Below are 17,904 nucleotides of genomic sequence, written 5' to 3'. Positions count from 1 at the left end.
TTAACTTGTCTTTTATTCTTTCTTACTTGGATATTATTAATTATCGTAAAAATTGACACTTGTGTCACAAAAAAAAGCAATCATTATAATGATTGCTTAGATTATTGATAATCCATAGGATTTTCTTAATAGATTTGTAATTAGTACAATCGTTACATAACTAACATCCTATCCCATTAACAATTTATTAAATTGTATATTCTTTTAACTTTATCTATATCAGTTGATTTATTTTTAATGTCAGTTACTGCCCCAAAAATATGTGGTATTACAATCTCGCAGCCTCCTTCAAGACAGCAATTAATATACTCAACCATATTAGTTTCATCTAAACCACCTGCAATTTCTATAATCTTTATTCCATTTTTAGCGAATCTGCTAACAATATTCTTTAAATCATCAGGCTTTATTGATTTTACAGGAAGTATTTTTATTGATGTAATCCCGCTTTCTCTAGCTATCAAAGCAGCATCATCAATGTTCATTTCAATATAATCATCATTTTTATCACTAATCTTCTGTATTATTACTTTATCATTACTACCTTGTATCGGTTTAACCAATGCATTTACTATCTGTTCTTCCCTTAGCCATCCATTTACATATAGAGAAGTAGAAAAAGGTTGATTAACATGTCCTGCTTTACTTAAATCAGCAATCTTCAATACCTTCTTCCAATTATGAACATTACCTGAACCTCCAAGAGCAACACTTATTACAGAACAAACTTTCTTGAGCTCTTTTACAAGCTTTACTCCTTCTTCAACCGAATTATCATGTGCTGTTATTCCTAATAACACAGAATTATTTGCAGCTTTACATATTTTTTCTCCTTCTTCTTTAGAAAAACTTAGTATATTGAGAATCACTCTATTGTTAATTGCATTTAATTCTTTTAATATATTCATGCTAAACTTCTCCTTTTTATAGATGCTTTATTCTGCCTTTATATTTTTTTAATATCTTCTCGTTATATTCTCCACCACCATCTATGTTTCCACTCATCAATATTGGAACATCTATTTCTTCTTTATTTAATTTTTCAATAGCTTCTGCTATTACAGAGTTGATAATATATGCACCCGCTATAGTTGACCCTGGAACAGCTTTAATTTTATCAAAATCCAATAATGCATCTCCAAATTCAACGCAATTATCTATTACAACATCACAAAACTCATATAAGTTTTTATTTGAAGAATGTCTTGAAGAACTCTTTTTAGAATAATCTAAGGATGTAACTCCTATAACTTTAAGTCCTAAATCTTTACATATAATAGCAGCATCTATTGGTACAGGATTTCTACCTGATGTAGAAAATATTACTATAGCATCACCCTTTTGAAGATTATATCTTTCCAAAATCCACTTTGCATAGCCTTCCTGCTTTTCTAATACTGAGCTTTTTATAGCCCCATGCTGCACCATCAATCCTGTATCAAATATTGGATTTAAACATGCTAAGCCACCCGCTCTATAGAAAACTTCTTCACATAATATCAAAGAATGACCACAACCAAAAAAATGTACAATTTTATTATCTAAAATAGCATTAGATATTAAAGCAGAAGCTTTCATAATATTGTCCATCTGTGTTTTCTCAATATTTTTAAGAATACTATTTATTTTATTCATGTACTCCTTTGACTTCATTACAATCATCCTTCCACTCTTCATAAATATCAACCATATTTTCCAAAATTCCTTGAAGTAGTTTCATACCCTTTTCCTTAGTAGCAACAGTAGCATCTCCAATAACTCCAACCTTAGTTATTTTATCCCATGGTACTGAGGTAGAACTAAAATATTTTGGAAAACAAGGATAGTCTGCTACTGCTTTATCCATGTTTACTTTATCAGAGGAAATATACAGTATCATAGAAGTTTCTATTTCTTCTGCATGTAAATAATTTGGATGAGCTCTTTTAGATTCAAGAACTCCCTCAGACACCTTTTCTAAACCAGGATGTGTAAAAGCGATAGCATTTACATTTGTTCCTTCTATTGTCTTTCTGCATGCCTTTTTGAGTGCCGCATTGTTGCCAAAGTGAGAATTAACAATAACTAAATTTTTTAATCCATTTCTCTCTAAACTTTCAGCAATATCGAATATTAGGTTTATTATTGTCTCGTCTTTGACGTTTATCGAACCAGGAAAATTTTTAAGAGACCAAACCTGTCCATAACTTAATACTGGTAAAAGCAACCCATTGATTTTTTCTGAAAATTCTTCTGCCAGATAACTACATATTATGTTATCAGCATCAACTGTTAAATGAGGACCATGTGCTTCAACAGCACCTATAGGCAGTACTGCAGTATCTACAGTTTTTACTACTTCTTTTACCTTGGGCCATGATAAATCTATCAATTTCATAATATTCACCTTCTATTTAAAGACTAATACTCTTTGTGGATTTTCAATATTGAATTTATCAACAATATTTGGATCTAACCCCACTTCTTCAAACTGTATTTTCAATCTAGGTATAAACTTTTTAATTATAAATTTAAATCCAGGACCTCCTCCATATGCTTCAAGATAAGATTTCCTTGCCATATCTCCTGATATTACTATCCTATCTTCATATCCTGCTTTAACAAGAGCTATTATTGCATTTACTCTCATTTCATCTGGATAATATTTGATTTTTGAAGGGCAATCAAATTCCACATAAGCTCCTTTTTTAGCTATTTCCTTAAAATACCACACATCCAAATTTCGGTCTGCATGAGCAATAATAACTTTATTTAAGTCTACCCCTTCTTCTTCCATTATTTCTAACTGCTCCAGTCCCATGGTACCTGCCTCAGTATGAGCACCTATTGGAGCACCTGTCTTAAGATGAGCCTTTGAAGCAGCTCTTATGACCTTTTCCTCAACACTACTTATATTGTTATATCCTGAACCCACTTTTATTATTCCTGCTCTACTGTCAGTACCTTCTATTCCCTGAGTAACCTCACTAATCATCCATTCCATTAATTCTTTTTCACTCGCTTCATAAACCCATTTATCAAAAAACAATCCTTTATTAAATCCAGTAGTTGCAATAACATTAATATCTGCTGCTTTAGCTATTTTCCTTATAATTTCAATGTTTCTACCGTAGTCTATAGCAGTCATGTCTACTATAGTACTTCCGCCAGCTTGCTTAAATTTTTGTGCTTCTCTTATAGAACATAAAACATCATCAAGTACAAGATCAGAATCTTGATCCTTAACAAATTGTGGAGGGTCCGAATAAAGATGTTCATGAATATAAGTTAATTTTAATTCTTCTGGTTTCATCTTACCAAAAATAGTCTGTACATACATAATAATGCCTCCTTATTTATCAAAACAAAGGGGCTTTGAGCCCCTTAATATTGTTTACTAGCTAAATATTCCTAAAATAAATTTTAAGATTGAACCAAAAATAAACATATCTGTATCTCCACCCCATAATATAAAGTCTGGAACTGTAGTTGGGGTTATATACTTAACAAATATTGCTTGCCCTAATGATATAACCAAACCTGTTATAACACCAGCTATTATAGTGCCTCTTACTCCACCTGTAGCATTACCAAATACTCCAGCTGCTGCTGCATGGAAGAATAATGCAATCATTGGAGGTACAAATACATAAAATGCTGTCAATCCCATAACTACCATCATAATAATTGTAGTTACAAATGCTGCTGCAAATCCTATTATTGTAGCAGTAGGTGCAAATGGATAAACAACTGGACAATCAAGTGCTGGCTTAGCATTTGGAACAACTTTAGTAGCAAATCCTTTGAATGCAGGTACAATTTGTGAAATTAAAAGTTTAACACCATAAAGTATTACGGCAATACCACCACCAAACTTTAATCCTTGCAGTAAACCATAAACTATATAATTTTTCCCTCCAGTAAAATTACCCATGTACTCTGATCCTGCAAGTACTGCTCCTATACAATAGAACAATCCCATTACAGTCACTATTACCACATTGCTGTCCTTTAAGAAATCAAATGCTTTAGGAACTTTTATATTTTCACAACTTTTTTCTGGGTTACCTATTAAAGAACCAAGTTTAGCTCCTGACCATGCTGCAAAAGAAACTGTATGTCCCAAAGCTATATTGTCCTTACCTGTAATTTTTTTCATGTATTTCTGTACATAAGCAGGTTGGAGCGTCCAATAAATACCAATTAATACAGAACCTATTAAAAGTATCTTTGTTTGAGAAACATCTGGACCAAAAGCTTCAACAAATATTCCTGTAACTACAAGACATAACCAGAACATCATGTGCCCTGTTAAATAAATATATTTAAATGGTGTAAATCTAGCTAAAATAACATTTATTAAAAATCCAAAAGTCATCATCAAAGTTACAGTTCCACCATATGTGGCAATAAAGTTATCAGTCCCCATAGCTTGTATAGGCTGTGCCTCAATTCCAAAAACATGCTGCCACATAGGCCCGAAAGAACCCATCGCATCTACAACTACTCCAGAACCTGCCTGAATAATTAAAAATCCAAGAATCGTTTTGATTGTTCCTGCTATAACTTCACTCTTACTCTTTTTCTGAACTAATAACCCAATTAATGCTATAATACCAATTAAAACAGCTGGTTCACCAAAAATATTATCTGCCAACCATTTACTAATATTAATCAAAGTACTCATACATAGACCCCCTTAATCATCGAATTATTTGTTTTCAAAATATTTTTTTAGCTTACTTTTAATCTCCTCTACATCCATAAAATCACTAATTCCTATTACTGGAACATCTGCATCCTTTAAAGAATCTAAATGATACTCTCCTGCTAAAATCAAGTCAGGATTTTCTAAAGCTACCGAGCTTAAATCAGTATTATCTACTTCTGCATCTATACCTAAACTATTTATGACCTCTTCTACATTCATCTTTAACAGTAAACTTGTTCCTTGACCTAATCCACAGACAGTCATTATTTTCATTACTTCACCTCCTCTCTAAATATCTCAAGAATATCTTGAACTGCTTTAGCACTTTTTATTACTTCGAATTTTTCCTTATCATTTAAAACCTTTACTAGATTAGAAAGCAGTTCAATATGACTTTCACTGTCAACACTACTTAATGCAATAACTACCTTTACTGGATCATTATTCTTATTTCCAAAATTTATAGGTTTCCTTAATGTCACTATACTTATGCCAACTTTTTTAGCACCATCCTCGGGTCTTGCATGAGGTATTGCTAAGCCTTTAGAAATTACAATATAAGGACCTTTTTCCTTCACTACTTTTATCATTCCCTCTATAAATCGTTCCTCTATAATATCGTTGTTTAATAGAAGCTCTCCAGCAGCTCTTACCGCTTCTATCCAATCTTTTACTTCTATATTGGTTTTAATAAAACTTTCGTCAATGTTTATCATTCTATTCACCCCCTAGCTTTTTATCGATAATCTCAATAACTCTTTTTACTGAATTTGAAGACTTAATCTGCTCAACAGTATCTCTATCAATAATTATTTTCATCAACTCTCTCATAGCCTTCAAATGACTTTCGTTATCAACAGAAGAAAAAGCAAATACTAAATGTACTGGGTCTAATTTTTTATTTCCAAACCTTACACCTTTTTTGAAAACTCCTAAAGAAATCATAAGTTTTTTTACTCCATCAGAAGGTTTTGCATGAAGCAATGCAATACCCTTGCTTATTACGATATAAGGTCCATGTTCTTTTATAATATTAATCATCTGATCAACATATCTAACCTCTACAGCATTATTTTCTAACAAAATATTTCCACTTTGTCTAACTGCATCTTCCCAATCATTTGCTTTCAATCCCGTTTTTATGGTCTTTTCATTTAATAGTTGCTTCAATCCAATAAAATTCTTTTTATCTCCTAAGCCTAATTTTTTTTCTATGTTTAATGATGACATAAAATCTGATAGCTGATTTTCTAAAGAATATCCATCAATTATCAAAGCATAGTTTTGTATTATTTCAAAAATTGACTTTACAGTTTCCTGAATATTATGATTTTTTTTGTTAGATATATCAATGTAATAATCTTTCACGCTAATTTTCTCTTTAAGTTTATTAATATCTTCTTCATTCAATAAAGGGTTAACGAGATAAACTGGTAAAGTTTTTACATTTATAGGTATTGTTGTAATGATAATATCAGCCTTTTTATTCATTGCATAATTTTCTGCATCAAGTGCTGATGAAATGCCTAAAATATTAATACTAGGAAATTCTTGCTTTAATCTCACTGCTAAAATATTAGTAGTTCCTATCCCACTACTACATACTAGAATTACTTTTGGACTGACTCTCTTAACAGGTTTATGCCTTTCAGAAGCAGCACCTATATGAAGAGCTATAAATCCAATCTCATCTTCAGTTATAATTCTCATCAATTTATTTTCTAATGGCTTAACAGCAAGTTGAGCAACTTCAAAATATTTATAGTATTTATTTTTTATATCCTGAAGCAAAGGATTTGAAAATGCAAGTCCAAACTCTATCCTAGATAAAGTAGGTTTTAAGTGTAAAATAAGTCCTTTTATAAATTGCTTGTCTTTCGTTAAAGGAATACTTAATATACCCTCTGCTACCGCTGCAATTTCAAGAGCAATATTTTCAATTTCTGTATTGTGTATTACCTTTCGCTCTTCTACCGTCACTTCCTGTCTTATTTTTGCTCCCATTAAGTGAAGAGTTAAATATCCTATCTCCTCTATTGGAACCCTGACATCAAATTTTCGTTCTATCATTTGAGCTAGTTTAACACCTAATTTAAACTCATCTTTTTTTCGTATCTCATCAAGTTTAATTTTTGAAATCTGAATATCTTTACCTTCTTTTATTCTTTTAACCGAAATAGCAATATGGATAATTAATCCTGTAAACGCTCCGTCTGCAAAACTAAATCCCATTAATTCTTCTGCTTTTTTTACTACATTTTCTATCTCTAGCAGCTGCACATCTCCTATCAAATCTCTAAAATATCTATTTGAACTAACTAGCAATTTAGTATCCTTAACTTGTTTTAAAAAACCAAACAGCTGCTTAAAATTTGCATTTTCCTTTAGTACATCACAAATTCCTTTTCTAATTTCCTCTTCGTTACCTGTAATCTCAATTCCATAATTCCTCTTTCTTGTTAATAATAAATTTCTTTTATTAAGCCACTGCTCAACACTATCCAAATCTTTTAATGCTGTAGTTTCACTGACTCCTGTTAAGCTACCAAGTTCCTTTACAGTTACAGGTTTTTCTTTAGTTAACAACTCAGTTATCATCAGTTGATGTCTTTCTCTTGGATCTAAAATATGAAGTTGTCCATCTAGTAAATTGATATCCTGTGCTACCACCTGTCTGATATTTGTACTTTCACATTTAAGCCAAACTCCAACCTTAGGCTTCTTTACTAATTCTACATTGGAATATTTTTTTAGATATTCCTTTATACTCTCTAAGTCATATCTAATAGTTCTTTGACTTATATCAAATTTTTCTGATAACTGTTTTATTGTAATGGTAGTTTTTAAATTTACAAGAAAATTCAATAATTTTCTTTGTCTAAGATTTAAAACGATAATATTACCTCCCAATATTTAATTGTGGCAATTATTAAAGTTATTAATAATTATATCTTCTAGTATAAGAGTAACATCTAGATAATATACGTTCAACAAGTAATTCCTTCACAACAAAAGTGGCAAAACGTTATGTTTTTATTTGTGTTTTATATAAGTTTTCTGTAATTACCCTTCTTTGTTCCATAAAAAAAACTACTGCCCAACAAGCTGTACATCATTGGGGAGCACTCCAAACCGTCTCGAGTAGGTGTATGGTATTGCCTTTATTTGGTACTGGGTAGCCCATAAAAAAAAAAGAGCGATAGAAAGACTGATAAGTCTCACTATCGCATAAGTTAACCTCTATAACTTATTAACTTTTATATCTAATGCTAATCCATTATTTAACCTATTCTGTAATTTTTTTCTCTTTCTTTAAAGTTTTCTCTCTTATAGTAATATAATATTAATTGCTGACGATACTGCCGCAAATATAATACTTAAAAAGAATAATACACTAAATATTCGACCAAACGCCATAGATTTTAAAATAGAAGGTACAGTAATAAATAACAACGATGGTCCAGCACATGAATCCAATCCGAAAGCAAAAGCAGCTGGAATAATTATAAAAGCTGCTAATAAAGCAGAAAGTGTATCAAAAATAACAATGTGCAAAGCACTTGAAGATATATCAACATCATCTTTTAGATAACTACCATAAACAATGTTTTCAAAACTGAAACTTATCCTCATGTGACTATTTATGCCAACCGCCTTATTGGATAAGGCAAGAAAAGAAATCAATAAAGGTGCTAAACATCCTCTAGGTAAATGGTTCAATCCTTTAGGTAAATATTTATTTACAACTGTATCTATCATAGTTTTAATTTTAGGTATTATATATAATGGTATCGGTTAAGAAATAATTGATGCAAAATAAACAAAAAAGCTACCTCTGAATTGTCTCAACCTCCTTCTTTTGAGATTAAGGTATTTTAGAGGTTTTTTCACTATTCTTTAATATTTTCACCAGTTGTCCACTGTCGTATGAATTACCCTATAAAATTTTTTCTAAATCAATTTATGATAGCTTAACTAAACCATCCAAGCTATGTTATTCCGTTTAAACATATTACATATTTAATCTATATTACATATTTTTCGTCTAAGTATATAAATACCAAATAGCATTAAAGAATTATAATATCCCATAGCCAAAATATAACTCGCTACATCGAACTTTTTATTTATCGTGTTTAAACCCAAAATAAATGCTACTATAACTAATGTTATTTGTGTTAATAATGTCAATAACACAGCTAAATCTGAAGACTTTTCTTTTGTTCTTGCATTAAATATTATTACAATAGAAATAACAATAACTAAAATACTAACAATCGAAAGAATATTAACATAAAAATTGAATTTTTCTGAAACCCATTTAAGAAATTCCATATCGGCAAATCTTGAATTACTAACCCTTAAGAAAAAGTAACTAGGTAAAGTAATAGAACAGAACAATCCATAAATTGATAAACAAACTCCTATTATAGCTTTTATATTCTTCTTATTAGTAACCTTCAAAATCACATAGACAACTATTGATATAATTGAAACCCAAGTAAAAAAACTACCGTAGATTATTCTCATAATAATACTACCTCCTAATATCTGAATAATAAATTTAATGTTTTCATATCAACAAGAAATGTGCTTAAAAAATTGCTTCTTTATAAAAAAATTTTAGATAGTTCAAGAAAATTATACCATGTATATTTTTATATAACAAATAATTCATATAAGTTTGACATAAAAACAAATTACTTATATAATCTTAATGCCTATTTAATTTGTGGAACATTTCATATACATATGTTATCTTTTTAATTATATTAATCTTTTTAATAGAATAAGGATAAACTGATTTTTAGCTTTTCATAAATTATATTACACTAAACTTTGTTAATAAGCATTAAATCTGTTGATATCTATATAAAAGAAATATAATTTATCCACAATTGTAAAAGGTTTTCCTATAGATTATAGAAAAAAGTAATAAAAGACATACCTCATAGACAGTAAAATACTAACTCTAACTCCTATATATAAAAAGATAAGTTATACACACATATAAATCAAAAGAACAGACTGTTTTTACACAGTCTGCCGTCTCCTATAAGTATTGAATTGCCCTATGTGTAACTTGCTGTTCAATACTTTCTGTTTACATGTTTATATCCTTATTCTTTCCTAATTACTTATCGACGTGTGATTTGTATATATTTTACCACAAACAAGTGTATCGTCCCCTTTTTTTCAATTTCAGACTTTTCACTAGCTAATATCCTTAGTCACAATAAGGACATATACCAACATTTTGATCTTCACTGGTAATCGTTAATGTTGCTGTTATATCTGTGTCTAAGCTTCCAGACAATAAGGTTACTTCTACCGTTTCATTTTCTTCAACTTCAGTATCATTTATTAGTTTTACCTAAATCCATCACCTCATTATTATAACCTTGTAACTTCGATTATGCATATTTGCAACTCTGCATCCTAATTATGCATTGTTAATTTTCTCTAAACTACACCAATGGGGGTATAGTATACTTAGGAAATAATAATATCTAAATAGAAATTAAAATCCCCATATTGAAATTCTATTTTTGTTTTTCCGCTCGTTATTCCTTCAAAAAATATTTCTCTTCTAGTAAAATCTTCACCTTCTTTTCCTATTTGGAACAAAGTTTTTACATCTATAGTTCTATTATCAATTTGTCGGATGTAATTTTTATCATATATCATCTGCCATTTAGTAACTATTGTTGCATTTTCTAATAAAGATAGTTTGAATATGTCCCCTTGCTTAATAGTAATCTTGTAAGTATTTTTGTTAGATACAGTTAATATTTTAGTATCCATATTATTAACTGTAATATATAAATATTTACTATTGATATCTCTGCTAATTTTATAATTTTCATTATTCATATAATTTACTCCAATAATACATATAGTGATTGTTATAATTGTTAATAATATCTTTTTATACATTTATATTTCTCTACCATCCAAATCTTGATTTTTGCCAATAAAATGCACTTCCACCTAGAATATAGTATATATTTTCCCCACTTTCATCTCCATCGAAGGAAACATAATGATTGTAATTCGGATCAATTGCATAATAAATTATATCACCATCTGACCATTTTTCATATCCTCTTAAAGTCATTGAATGTCCACTAGTACTTGTATACATTCCAATATGAATTGGTTGATTATTATTAATTAAATTCTTTACTTCCGAGTAAGTTAATGTTTTGTATTCACGAGGTGTAAGACCCCAATGATTATAGGCTTTTTTCATGTTCTTCCATGTACCACCCATGTCTACAGCTGAGCCAAATACATATTCAACAACATCTCTCGCTGATAAATTTTCATTTTGTATATAATTTATTATAGCAGCACATGTTGCTGCCCAACACCAAGGATGGTTACCCTGTAAAACAATATCCATATCAAGTCCATTATATTCATCTGATTTACCTACTATTTCAGCTAAATATAGTTGTTTTTCTGCTGGAATAATTTCTTGAACCTTACTTTTATTAAATTTCATATTTTTTAATTCGTTGGAATTAGAGTTGAAATTTTTATTATCTAAGATAAGATACGGAATGCCTTCACTGACTGCATATACATCACCACTATAGTCTACCATCCTTAGATGTTTATTTTTAAGTGATATTAATTTCTCTGTATTACCTATACTCATTGTGATATTGATATCACCATTGTTATTATTTACCCAAAAATAACCTATAGGTGTTTCATCATTAAATATAATTGAAGCGGCAAATGTTTTAGACTCATCACTTTCAATATAACTATAAACACTAAATAGTTTACTATAATTCAAATTACCAATACTATCAATACCATAGTTTTGAGGATTCCTTTTTAATGTATGGAAATACTTGTCAACATTTTGGGCAAAATACTGTTCAATCTTAGAATCAATAGTATTAGTGGAAAATCTGTATGCATCATCCTGTCCAAAAGCATAAGTTGTAAAATTAGTAAATAAAAGAGTAAAGACTAAAATTAAAATCGAAACCTTGGTGTACCTTTTCATAATAAATCCCTCCTGATATTTTTTAAATTTATACAGTAATTTAATTGCATTACACTAATTTTATTTAAAATTTGTAAATTTTATGCATTAATATAAGTAATTTATATATTTTAAAAGTTGGACAGTTTGGCTTATTATCTTACTTAGACCATCAACTAGCCTTATGTAGACACGATAAAATACCTCACTAGTAAATGTATTTACTAAATTTTATACAATCCTTTAGAAAAATTTTAGAAAAACTCAAGAAAAAATATAAATATTCTTGATACTCTAATCCTAGAAATACATTTTAGATTATTTCTTGACGGAGAGGAGAAGTGCAAATGATAAATAAGTACTCAAGAATAGCAAAATCTAAGATCAAAGATTACTTTCCATTTCTTGTACATTTAAAAAGGATGTTACACAAAAAAAGCTATTATAAAAAAATGAATAATAGTAAATATATATTTGCAAAAAACAAAATGGAAAACGAACTCGAGTATTGTGTACATAAAATATCTCAACAAATGATTAATTATAATAGCGGCTATGATTTGATTTATCAAAAAAACAAGGCACATAATCTTAAAATTTTGTGTTCTTCAATGACAGATACTATCATATATCCAGGTGAAGTGTTTTCTTTTTGGCTGTTAGCAAAAGATGCAGATAAAGAAAAACCATATAAAGATGGGCTAATACTAATAGATGGAGAAATTAAACCTTCATATGGCGGTGGATTATGCCAAATGAGTAACATCTTATATGAATTATTTTTGCATAGTCCTTTAACTATACTAGAACGCCACACACATAAAACCAAATCGTTTCCTCCACATGAGGGAGAAATATTAGGCATAGATGCAACAGTTAGTGAAGGTTATATAGATTTAAAAGTTAAGAACGAAACAAATCATATGTTTCAAGTACTTACTTCAACTACAGGTAAAGACTTAGTAACAGAATTAAAGTGTAACTTTGATATAAATCAAAAAGTAAAATTATATAACAAAAATCTATCATACGAAGTAATTGAAAAAGATATTCATGAATCTGTAGATGTTTATAAAAAAGTTATTGATTTAAATGGAACTGTATTATCAGATGACTTCTTATATAGAAATACTTGTATTATAGGTTATGAAATGGAGGTTAACAAATGAAAAAGTTAGTTGTAATATTTGGAGGAAAATCACCAGAATATGGAGTGTCTTTACAAAGTTCATATTCAGTAATAAAAGTTTTAGAAAATACATATGATTTATTTTTAATTGGTATTACAGAAGAAGGAGCGTGGTATCTTTTTGAAGGTGATATTGAATTAATACGCCAAAATAAATGGTACAATACGAATTGCAAAAAAGTAGTTTGGTCTCCAAATCCAAAAGATAAAGGTTTTTACATATTGACAGAACATAATTCAGAGCTTGTTAATGTTGATGCAGTTTTCCCTGTTCTTCATGGAAAAAATGGAGAAGATGGTACTATTCAAGGTTTATTACAAATGTCTGAAATACCTATGATAGGATGTGATATGGAAGCTTCTGCTATTTGTATGAATAAGAGGATTGCACATAACTTAGTATCATTGGAAAGAATAAAAGTTCCCAAGTCTATTATATTAGATAAATATTCAATTAAAAATAATGATAATGAATTATTAAGTGATATGAAATACCCATTATATGTAAAGCCAATGAGAGCAGGTTCATCCTTTGGAATAACTAGAGTAGAAAATGAAAATCAAATAAAAAAAGCAATAGAACAGGCATTTGCATATGACCAAAAAATAACTATAGAAGAGACTATAGAAGGTTTTGAGGTTGGATGTTCTATTATTGGCAGCGAATTTCTAACAATAGGTAGTGTTGATGAAATAGAACTCGAAAAGAGGTTTCTTGATTATTACGAAAAATATCACCAAGAAACTTTAAAAATTCACGTACCTGCTAGAATACCTGAAAATATTGAGCAAAAAATAAAAGAAGTAGGCATAAAAATTTATCGAACTCTTGGATGCAAGGGTTTTGCACGAATTGACATGTTTTTGACCCCAGAAAATGAGATTGTATTTAATGAAGTGAACACCATACCAGGTTTTACTCAATTAAGTAGATTTCCTAAGATGATGACAGGAATTGGAATGGATTTCAACACATTAATTCAAACGATTGTAAAAATAGAAATGGAGTGAAAGCTTTGAATATATACCAAGGATATGTTTTATTAGTAAATAAAAAGCATATTTATCATAGTCAAACAGTTTTGTTGGAACCTGTAGATTCCAATCGTCCAGAAGTTTTATTAGACCAAACAGTTAAACAGCATTTAAGTAGATGGATTCATGATTATGATCTAGATAACAAAATAGTTGGCGTAAGTGGATACCGTACAATTATGGAGCAAGATCACCTTTATGAATTAGTATTATTGGAAAGAGGAAAAGAATACACAAAACAGTATGTAGCACATCCATATGCAAGTGAACATCACACGGGATATGCTATCGATTTAGGTTTAAATTCAAAAAATATAGATTATGTTTCTCCTAATCTGCCTGACACACCAGAGATTAGGAGCTTCAAAGATAATGCATGGAAATACGGATTTGTTCAACGATACTTAAAGGGCAAGAATAACATAACTGGTGTCGCTGAAGAACCATGGCATTTTAGATATGTAGGATTGCCTCATTCTTTTATTATAATGAAGCATAATTTTGTACTAGAGGAATACATAGAATGGATTAAACAATACAAATATAGGAAAAATCCTCTAAAAATCAAGCTACAAGACATTCAGTATGAATTATCCTTTACAAATGAAATAGATAATGTTCAATCATTATTAAACGAAAAGACTGAAATATCAGGGAACAATGTAGATGGATTTATCATTACAAGGTGGAAATAATGGAAAAATCAGACTGTTCAAAAACAGTCTGCCTTTTAGTTAGTAATGGTTGTTTTTATTTACGACCATAAACCCATTTTAAGCCCCATCCAAAATATTTATCCATATTTTGATGTCCATTAAAGTATTTTACTGCTTTTTGAACCTTAAAGGTTTCATCATCTAAATTTTGCAATAAAGCAATTGAACACATCCCTAGACCATTTTTATGTTCATCCATTCTAACGGTAATATCATCCCCATTATTAGTTTTTAAGGTTACAACTCCATCAACTTGTGACCAATTTTTTGCTCCTTCGTAGATATATGAAAAAACTAATATTCTATGGAATTGATTTACCATATTACCATTGATTCTTAAGTTTTCACCATTTAAATTAGCACCCGTTCTGTCATCACCATCTAATGAAATAAACGGAAATGAGTTAAAAGATCCGAATAAATTTCCCAATGCTTGTATGCAACCTTTTTCTCCTGTTTTTAGCTCAAATAGACAACCTAAGTCTAAATCAATACCAGAATTTCCTCCAAATAGTGATGATAACAATCCACTCTGCTTTGGTTTCTGATGATTCCAATTTAAATTTACTACTATTTCACCTAAGCTCTTAGAAGACTTGTTAAGATTTATAGAATCTCCAGATTTTTTTAACTCTATCTTAGAAAGCTTTATACCTTTACTTGCTGAAGGTATCGCTTTCTTAGTAAAGAAGTTATTAGGTAGGTTGACAGCACCGTAATTAGAGCATAAACCTGCTATGCCACCTTGTACACCTCTTCCTACAGCTGAAAATCTCCATTCACCATTACGCTTGTAAATTTCCCCTAAAATTAAGGCAGTTTGATTTGGAAATTCATCTGTTAAGGAGTATCTGAATATTTCTTGATTATTAGCAGTATTTACAACTCTTGCAAATGCATTTGATACCTGTCCAAAATGCTGTTGATTTTTATCTGCGTTATGTATAGTTATACTAATTATAATTTTTTCAATACGAGGAGAAATAGATTTTAAGTTGATTATTATTTCTTCATCATCACCATCACCTATTCCAGTTCTGTTATCCTTAGTCAGTTTGATATTATCAGAATCAGCCTTTAAATTGTTATAGAATACTATATCTTTATTAGAAGCTAGCTTACCAGTTGAATCTAATAATAATGCTACTGCATCTAAATCATATGACAGACCTTTATCATTTACATCCCAGCCCAAACCTACTTTTATAGTAGATAAAGCTGGACACCCTTTAGTTATATCAGCTTTTTGTCCTCTTACTAAGTTCATATTTACCCCCTAATGTTTAATATTTCGACAAATTTTAGTCTAATTTATTTTATAATATTTTTAATAAAAAGAACAGCTATTTGCATATTAATTAATACTTTGTATTGAGCTTTATCTTAGTGATTTAGCCATGCCTATATAGAACTCATACACTTATTCAATATTTAAATTTGCAGTAGCATGTCAAATGTACGAATTGTATGGGACGCTCCCTCTTTTGATTTATTATTTTTCTTATGTATTATAAACAAAAGAACAGACTGTTTTTACACAGTCTGCATCTCCAATGGGTACTTTTAACTTTTCTTTCTATATTTTTGTTCTATATAAATATATCCTATTCCTACAGCAGCCCCTAATATATGACCAAATTCGGATATATTATTGTTTACAAATAATCCATTATATATCTCTTTAGCCAGAAATAATATAGCTATAAAAATAAATGTAAGTGGTACTTTTCCATCTTTCATATTAGTAAATGATGTTAAGACTATCATCATAAACACAATACCACTTGCACCTAATATACCACTATTAAAAAGAATGGCTTGAAAAATACCTATTACTAATGTTGTAATAACCATCAAAATCAATATTATTTTTGATGAATATTTTTCTTCTAACATTGGTCCTATTAATAAAAGCAAAGTAATATTTCCCATCAAATGTTCCATTGAACCATGCCCTAATGGCCATAGTAATAACTGAATTGAATTAGTTAAGGAAAAACTTCCTCTAAAAACAAAAAAGTTATCTATTATGTGTATGGGTAAAAGTTCATCTATAAAAAAAATTGCTGTCGCTAATAGTGAAAAAGTCAAAACTACGGGTGCATTATATTCAATTTTATTTAATATTTTTTTCAATTCAAACCTCCTTAGACACAAAATTATTCTGTTGTTCTAATTATAAACATTTATGACTTTTCGTGCAACATTTATCCACATTGAAATATTAATTTATATCAAAATAATTAATTTTATTATTTTACGATTTTTTTAATAATTTAATTATATATGGGATTGTGACATTTTTTTCATTATTTATAATATATAATACAAATTGTAGATTTCAAATAAAATATCATTTAAGAAAGGATTGATTAATTGTGAAAAAAAGAAATAAATTTTCAATTGTACTTATGACATCTTTGCTATGTATTTTAATTACTATATCACCTGTTCAAGCAACTATTTCTCAATTTAATAATTTGCAAGACTTACAAGACAGCTTAAATTCAATAGTTTTAAGTATGCCTATGTCAGAAAGCTATCCTATATATTGGGGGCCTAATTATGAAGGCTCGCTTACAGAGGGTTACAATACTACTGTTAATGAAAATGGTATATTATACAAGCTAAGAGTTAGAAATGTTCGCCTTGAACAAGCTGGATATGGACCATTGGAAATAAAAGGTGATCCTATTTGCACCTTATCTCCCGGTCAAACCTATACTACATCTACAACAAAATCAGTTGCAACTCAAAGAAAAATATCTATTGATGGAGGAATAAGCTTTCCTCTGGGCGAAACAATAATAAAAACAATAGACTTACATGTTGGTTACAGTCAAACTAAAACTGTAACTCACACTGTACAAGAAGGATGGACTTATACATTCCCATCAAGTTATATTGGTAAATATAACTCTATATCATGGTATGCAGGTTTCCATCATGATAAATACCTAGCAACAATAGATAAGGTACCATATAATAGAACAGAAGAATTATTATTGGTTACTGACTACAGAATTATAGAAGATGGTGGCGAATATCATGCATCCATTCTTGAATACACTCTAGAAAACGGAACTATAAGACAAACACAAATTTATCCAGACGAACGACTTGAAGACATATTTCAAGAAATAAATGGTTCATATTATGATTTATACGTTACTTACAAATGTGATTACAATAGCAGACAAACTTACTATGCAACATTATTAAAACCTATACCTGGTGAATATATAGTAGGTAGAAATTAATTAAATCATGA

General features: G+C 29.5%; 18 protein-coding genes. 4 read left to right on the top strand and 14 right to left on the bottom strand.

The window, feature by feature from the left end; all coding sequences use genetic code 11:
• Nucleotides 1-176: 176 nt before the first annotated feature.
• The 12 genes from AYC61_RS02950 to AYC61_RS02895 form a co-directional block, all read right to left on the bottom strand.
• Nucleotides 177-908 carry a KDGP aldolase gene (locus AYC61_RS02950; RefSeq protein ID WP_066496700.1) on the bottom strand — a complete coding sequence of 244 codons (732 nt, stop codon included), beginning with the start codon at nucleotides 906-908 and terminating at the stop codon, nucleotides 177-179.
• 16 nt (nucleotides 909-924) lie between these two features.
• Entirely contained in the window at nucleotides 925-1,653 is a 729-nt protein-coding gene (locus AYC61_RS02945; protein WP_066496699.1) for an SIS domain-containing protein, read from the bottom strand.
• Nucleotides 1,628-2,377: a creatininase family protein gene (locus tag AYC61_RS02940; RefSeq protein ID WP_066496696.1), complete on the bottom strand. Its 750-nt coding sequence runs from the start codon at nucleotides 2,375-2,377 to the stop codon at nucleotides 1,628-1,630. The genes AYC61_RS02945 and AYC61_RS02940 overlap by 26 nt, the downstream gene beginning before the upstream one ends.
• Before the next feature lie 12 nt (nucleotides 2,378-2,389).
• On the bottom strand, nucleotides 2,390-3,319 hold the full coding sequence (locus tag AYC61_RS02935; RefSeq protein WP_066496694.1) for a phosphotriesterase family protein: 930 nt from the start codon (nucleotides 3,317-3,319) through the stop codon (nucleotides 2,390-2,392).
• Nucleotides 3,320-3,376: 57 nt separating this feature from the next.
• Nucleotides 3,377-4,666: a PTS ascorbate transporter subunit IIC gene (locus AYC61_RS02930; protein ID WP_156456317.1), complete on the bottom strand. Its 1,290-nt coding sequence runs from the start codon at nucleotides 4,664-4,666 to the stop codon at nucleotides 3,377-3,379.
• A gap of 24 nt (nucleotides 4,667-4,690) precedes the next feature.
• The gene (locus AYC61_RS02925; protein ID WP_066496688.1) at nucleotides 4,691-4,963 is read right to left on the bottom strand and encodes a PTS sugar transporter subunit IIB; all 273 of its coding nucleotides are present in this window, start codon (nucleotides 4,961-4,963) and stop codon (nucleotides 4,691-4,693) included.
• On the bottom strand, nucleotides 4,963-5,406 hold the full coding sequence (locus tag AYC61_RS02920) for a PTS sugar transporter subunit IIA (RefSeq protein WP_066496687.1): 444 nt from the start codon (nucleotides 5,404-5,406) through the stop codon (nucleotides 4,963-4,965). The genes AYC61_RS02925 and AYC61_RS02920 overlap by 1 nt, the downstream gene beginning before the upstream one ends.
• Before the next feature lies 1 nt (nucleotide 5,407).
• A complete protein-coding gene (locus tag AYC61_RS02915; RefSeq protein WP_082759752.1) occupies nucleotides 5,408-7,600 on the bottom strand; it encodes a BglG family transcription antiterminator in 2,193 nt (730 codons plus the stop codon).
• A 417-nt stretch (nucleotides 7,601-8,017) separates the two neighbouring features.
• On the bottom strand, nucleotides 8,018-8,449 hold the full coding sequence (locus tag AYC61_RS20960) for an SLC5/6 family protein (RefSeq protein ID WP_156456316.1): 432 nt from the start codon (nucleotides 8,447-8,449) through the stop codon (nucleotides 8,018-8,020).
• Nucleotides 8,450-8,710: 261 nt separating this feature from the next.
• On the bottom strand, nucleotides 8,711-9,220 hold the full coding sequence (locus AYC61_RS02905; protein WP_066496681.1) for a hypothetical protein: 510 nt from the start codon (nucleotides 9,218-9,220) through the stop codon (nucleotides 8,711-8,713).
• A gap of 963 nt (nucleotides 9,221-10,183) precedes the next feature.
• Complete coding sequence (locus AYC61_RS02900; protein ID WP_066496680.1) at nucleotides 10,184-10,564, bottom strand: protease inhibitor I42 family protein; 381 nt, start codon at nucleotides 10,562-10,564, stop codon at nucleotides 10,184-10,186.
• 73 nt (nucleotides 10,565-10,637) lie between these two features.
• Nucleotides 10,638-11,714: a papain-like cysteine protease family protein gene (locus AYC61_RS02895; RefSeq protein ID WP_066496678.1), complete on the bottom strand. Its 1,077-nt coding sequence runs from the start codon at nucleotides 11,712-11,714 to the stop codon at nucleotides 10,638-10,640.
• Between the two features lie 326 nt (nucleotides 11,715-12,040).
• Between AYC61_RS02895 and AYC61_RS02890 the strand changes: the two genes are divergently transcribed.
• From AYC61_RS02890 to AYC61_RS02880, 3 genes are read left to right on the top strand one after another with little or no spacing between them, the layout of a single operon-like run.
• A complete protein-coding gene (locus AYC61_RS02890) occupies nucleotides 12,041-12,862 on the top strand; it encodes a VanW family protein (RefSeq protein WP_066496676.1) in 822 nt (273 codons plus the stop codon).
• Nucleotides 12,859-13,893, top strand: coding sequence for a D-alanine--D-alanine ligase family protein (locus AYC61_RS02885; protein ID WP_066496673.1), 1,035 nt, complete (start codon nucleotides 12,859-12,861; stop codon nucleotides 13,891-13,893). Before AYC61_RS02890 ends, AYC61_RS02885 begins: the two co-directional genes overlap by 4 nt.
• A gap of 5 nt (nucleotides 13,894-13,898) precedes the next feature.
• On the top strand, nucleotides 13,899-14,612 hold the full coding sequence (locus tag AYC61_RS02880; RefSeq protein ID WP_162265426.1) for a D-alanyl-D-alanine carboxypeptidase family protein: 714 nt from the start codon (nucleotides 13,899-13,901) through the stop codon (nucleotides 14,610-14,612).
• 55 nt (nucleotides 14,613-14,667) lie between these two features.
• Here AYC61_RS02880 and AYC61_RS02875 read toward each other — a convergent pair whose 3' ends face one another.
• Together AYC61_RS02875 and AYC61_RS02870 are read right to left on the bottom strand one after the other, a co-directional pair.
• Nucleotides 14,668-15,900, bottom strand: coding sequence for a TerD family protein (locus AYC61_RS02875; protein WP_066496669.1), 1,233 nt, complete (start codon nucleotides 15,898-15,900; stop codon nucleotides 14,668-14,670).
• A 296-nt stretch (nucleotides 15,901-16,196) separates the two neighbouring features.
• Nucleotides 16,197-16,769 (bottom strand): rhomboid family intramembrane serine protease, encoded by a 573-nt coding sequence (locus AYC61_RS02870; protein ID WP_082759751.1) that lies wholly within the window; start codon nucleotides 16,767-16,769, stop codon nucleotides 16,197-16,199.
• 242 nt (nucleotides 16,770-17,011) lie between these two features.
• Between AYC61_RS02870 and AYC61_RS02865 the strand changes: the two genes are divergently transcribed.
• Complete coding sequence (locus AYC61_RS02865) at nucleotides 17,012-17,893, top strand: hypothetical protein (protein ID WP_066496667.1); 882 nt, start codon at nucleotides 17,012-17,014, stop codon at nucleotides 17,891-17,893.
• Nucleotides 17,894-17,904 lie beyond the last annotated feature (11 nt).

Origin of the sequence: Abyssisolibacter fermentans, from assembly GCF_001559865.1 — a bacterium.
GTDB lineage: Bacteria > Bacillota > Clostridia > Tissierellales > MCWD3 > Abyssisolibacter > Abyssisolibacter fermentans.
This window is presented reverse-complemented; position numbering and strand designations above follow the sequence as displayed.

Coding starts and splice junctions, on each gene's coding strand:
- AYC61_RS02950 (WP_066496700.1), bottom strand. CDS start 908: ATGAATATATTAAAAGAATTAAATGCAATTAACAATAGAGTGATTCTC.
- AYC61_RS02945 (WP_066496699.1), bottom strand. CDS start 1,653: ATGAAGTCAAAGGAGTACATGAATAAAATAAATAGTATTCTTAAAAAT.
- AYC61_RS02940 (WP_066496696.1), bottom strand. CDS start 2,377: ATGAAATTGATAGATTTATCATGGCCCAAGGTAAAAGAAGTAGTAAAA.
- AYC61_RS02935 (WP_066496694.1), bottom strand. CDS start 3,319: ATGTATGTACAGACTATTTTTGGTAAGATGAAACCAGAAGAATTAAAA.
- AYC61_RS02930 (WP_156456317.1), bottom strand. CDS start 4,666: ATGAGTACTTTGATTAATATTAGTAAATGGTTGGCAGATAATATTTTT.
- AYC61_RS02925 (WP_066496688.1), bottom strand. CDS start 4,963: ATGAAAATAATGACTGTCTGTGGATTAGGTCAAGGAACAAGTTTACTG.
- AYC61_RS02920 (WP_066496687.1), bottom strand. CDS start 5,406: ATGATAAACATTGACGAAAGTTTTATTAAAACCAATATAGAAGTAAAA.
- AYC61_RS20960 (WP_156456316.1), bottom strand. CDS start 8,449: ATGATAGATACAGTTGTAAATAAATATTTACCTAAAGGATTGAACCAT.
- AYC61_RS02905 (WP_066496681.1), bottom strand. CDS start 9,220: ATGAGAATAATCTACGGTAGTTTTTTTACTTGGGTTTCAATTATATCA.
- AYC61_RS02900 (WP_066496680.1), bottom strand. CDS start 10,564: ATGAATAATGAAAATTATAAAATTAGCAGAGATATCAATAGTAAATAT.
- AYC61_RS02895 (WP_066496678.1), bottom strand. CDS start 11,714: ATGAAAAGGTACACCAAGGTTTCGATTTTAATTTTAGTCTTTACTCTT.
- AYC61_RS02890 (WP_066496676.1), top strand. CDS start 12,041: ATGATAAATAAGTACTCAAGAATAGCAAAATCTAAGATCAAAGATTAC.
- AYC61_RS02885 (WP_066496673.1), top strand. CDS start 12,859: ATGAAAAAGTTAGTTGTAATATTTGGAGGAAAATCACCAGAATATGGA.
- AYC61_RS02875 (WP_066496669.1), bottom strand. CDS start 15,900: ATGAACTTAGTAAGAGGACAAAAAGCTGATATAACTAAAGGGTGTCCA.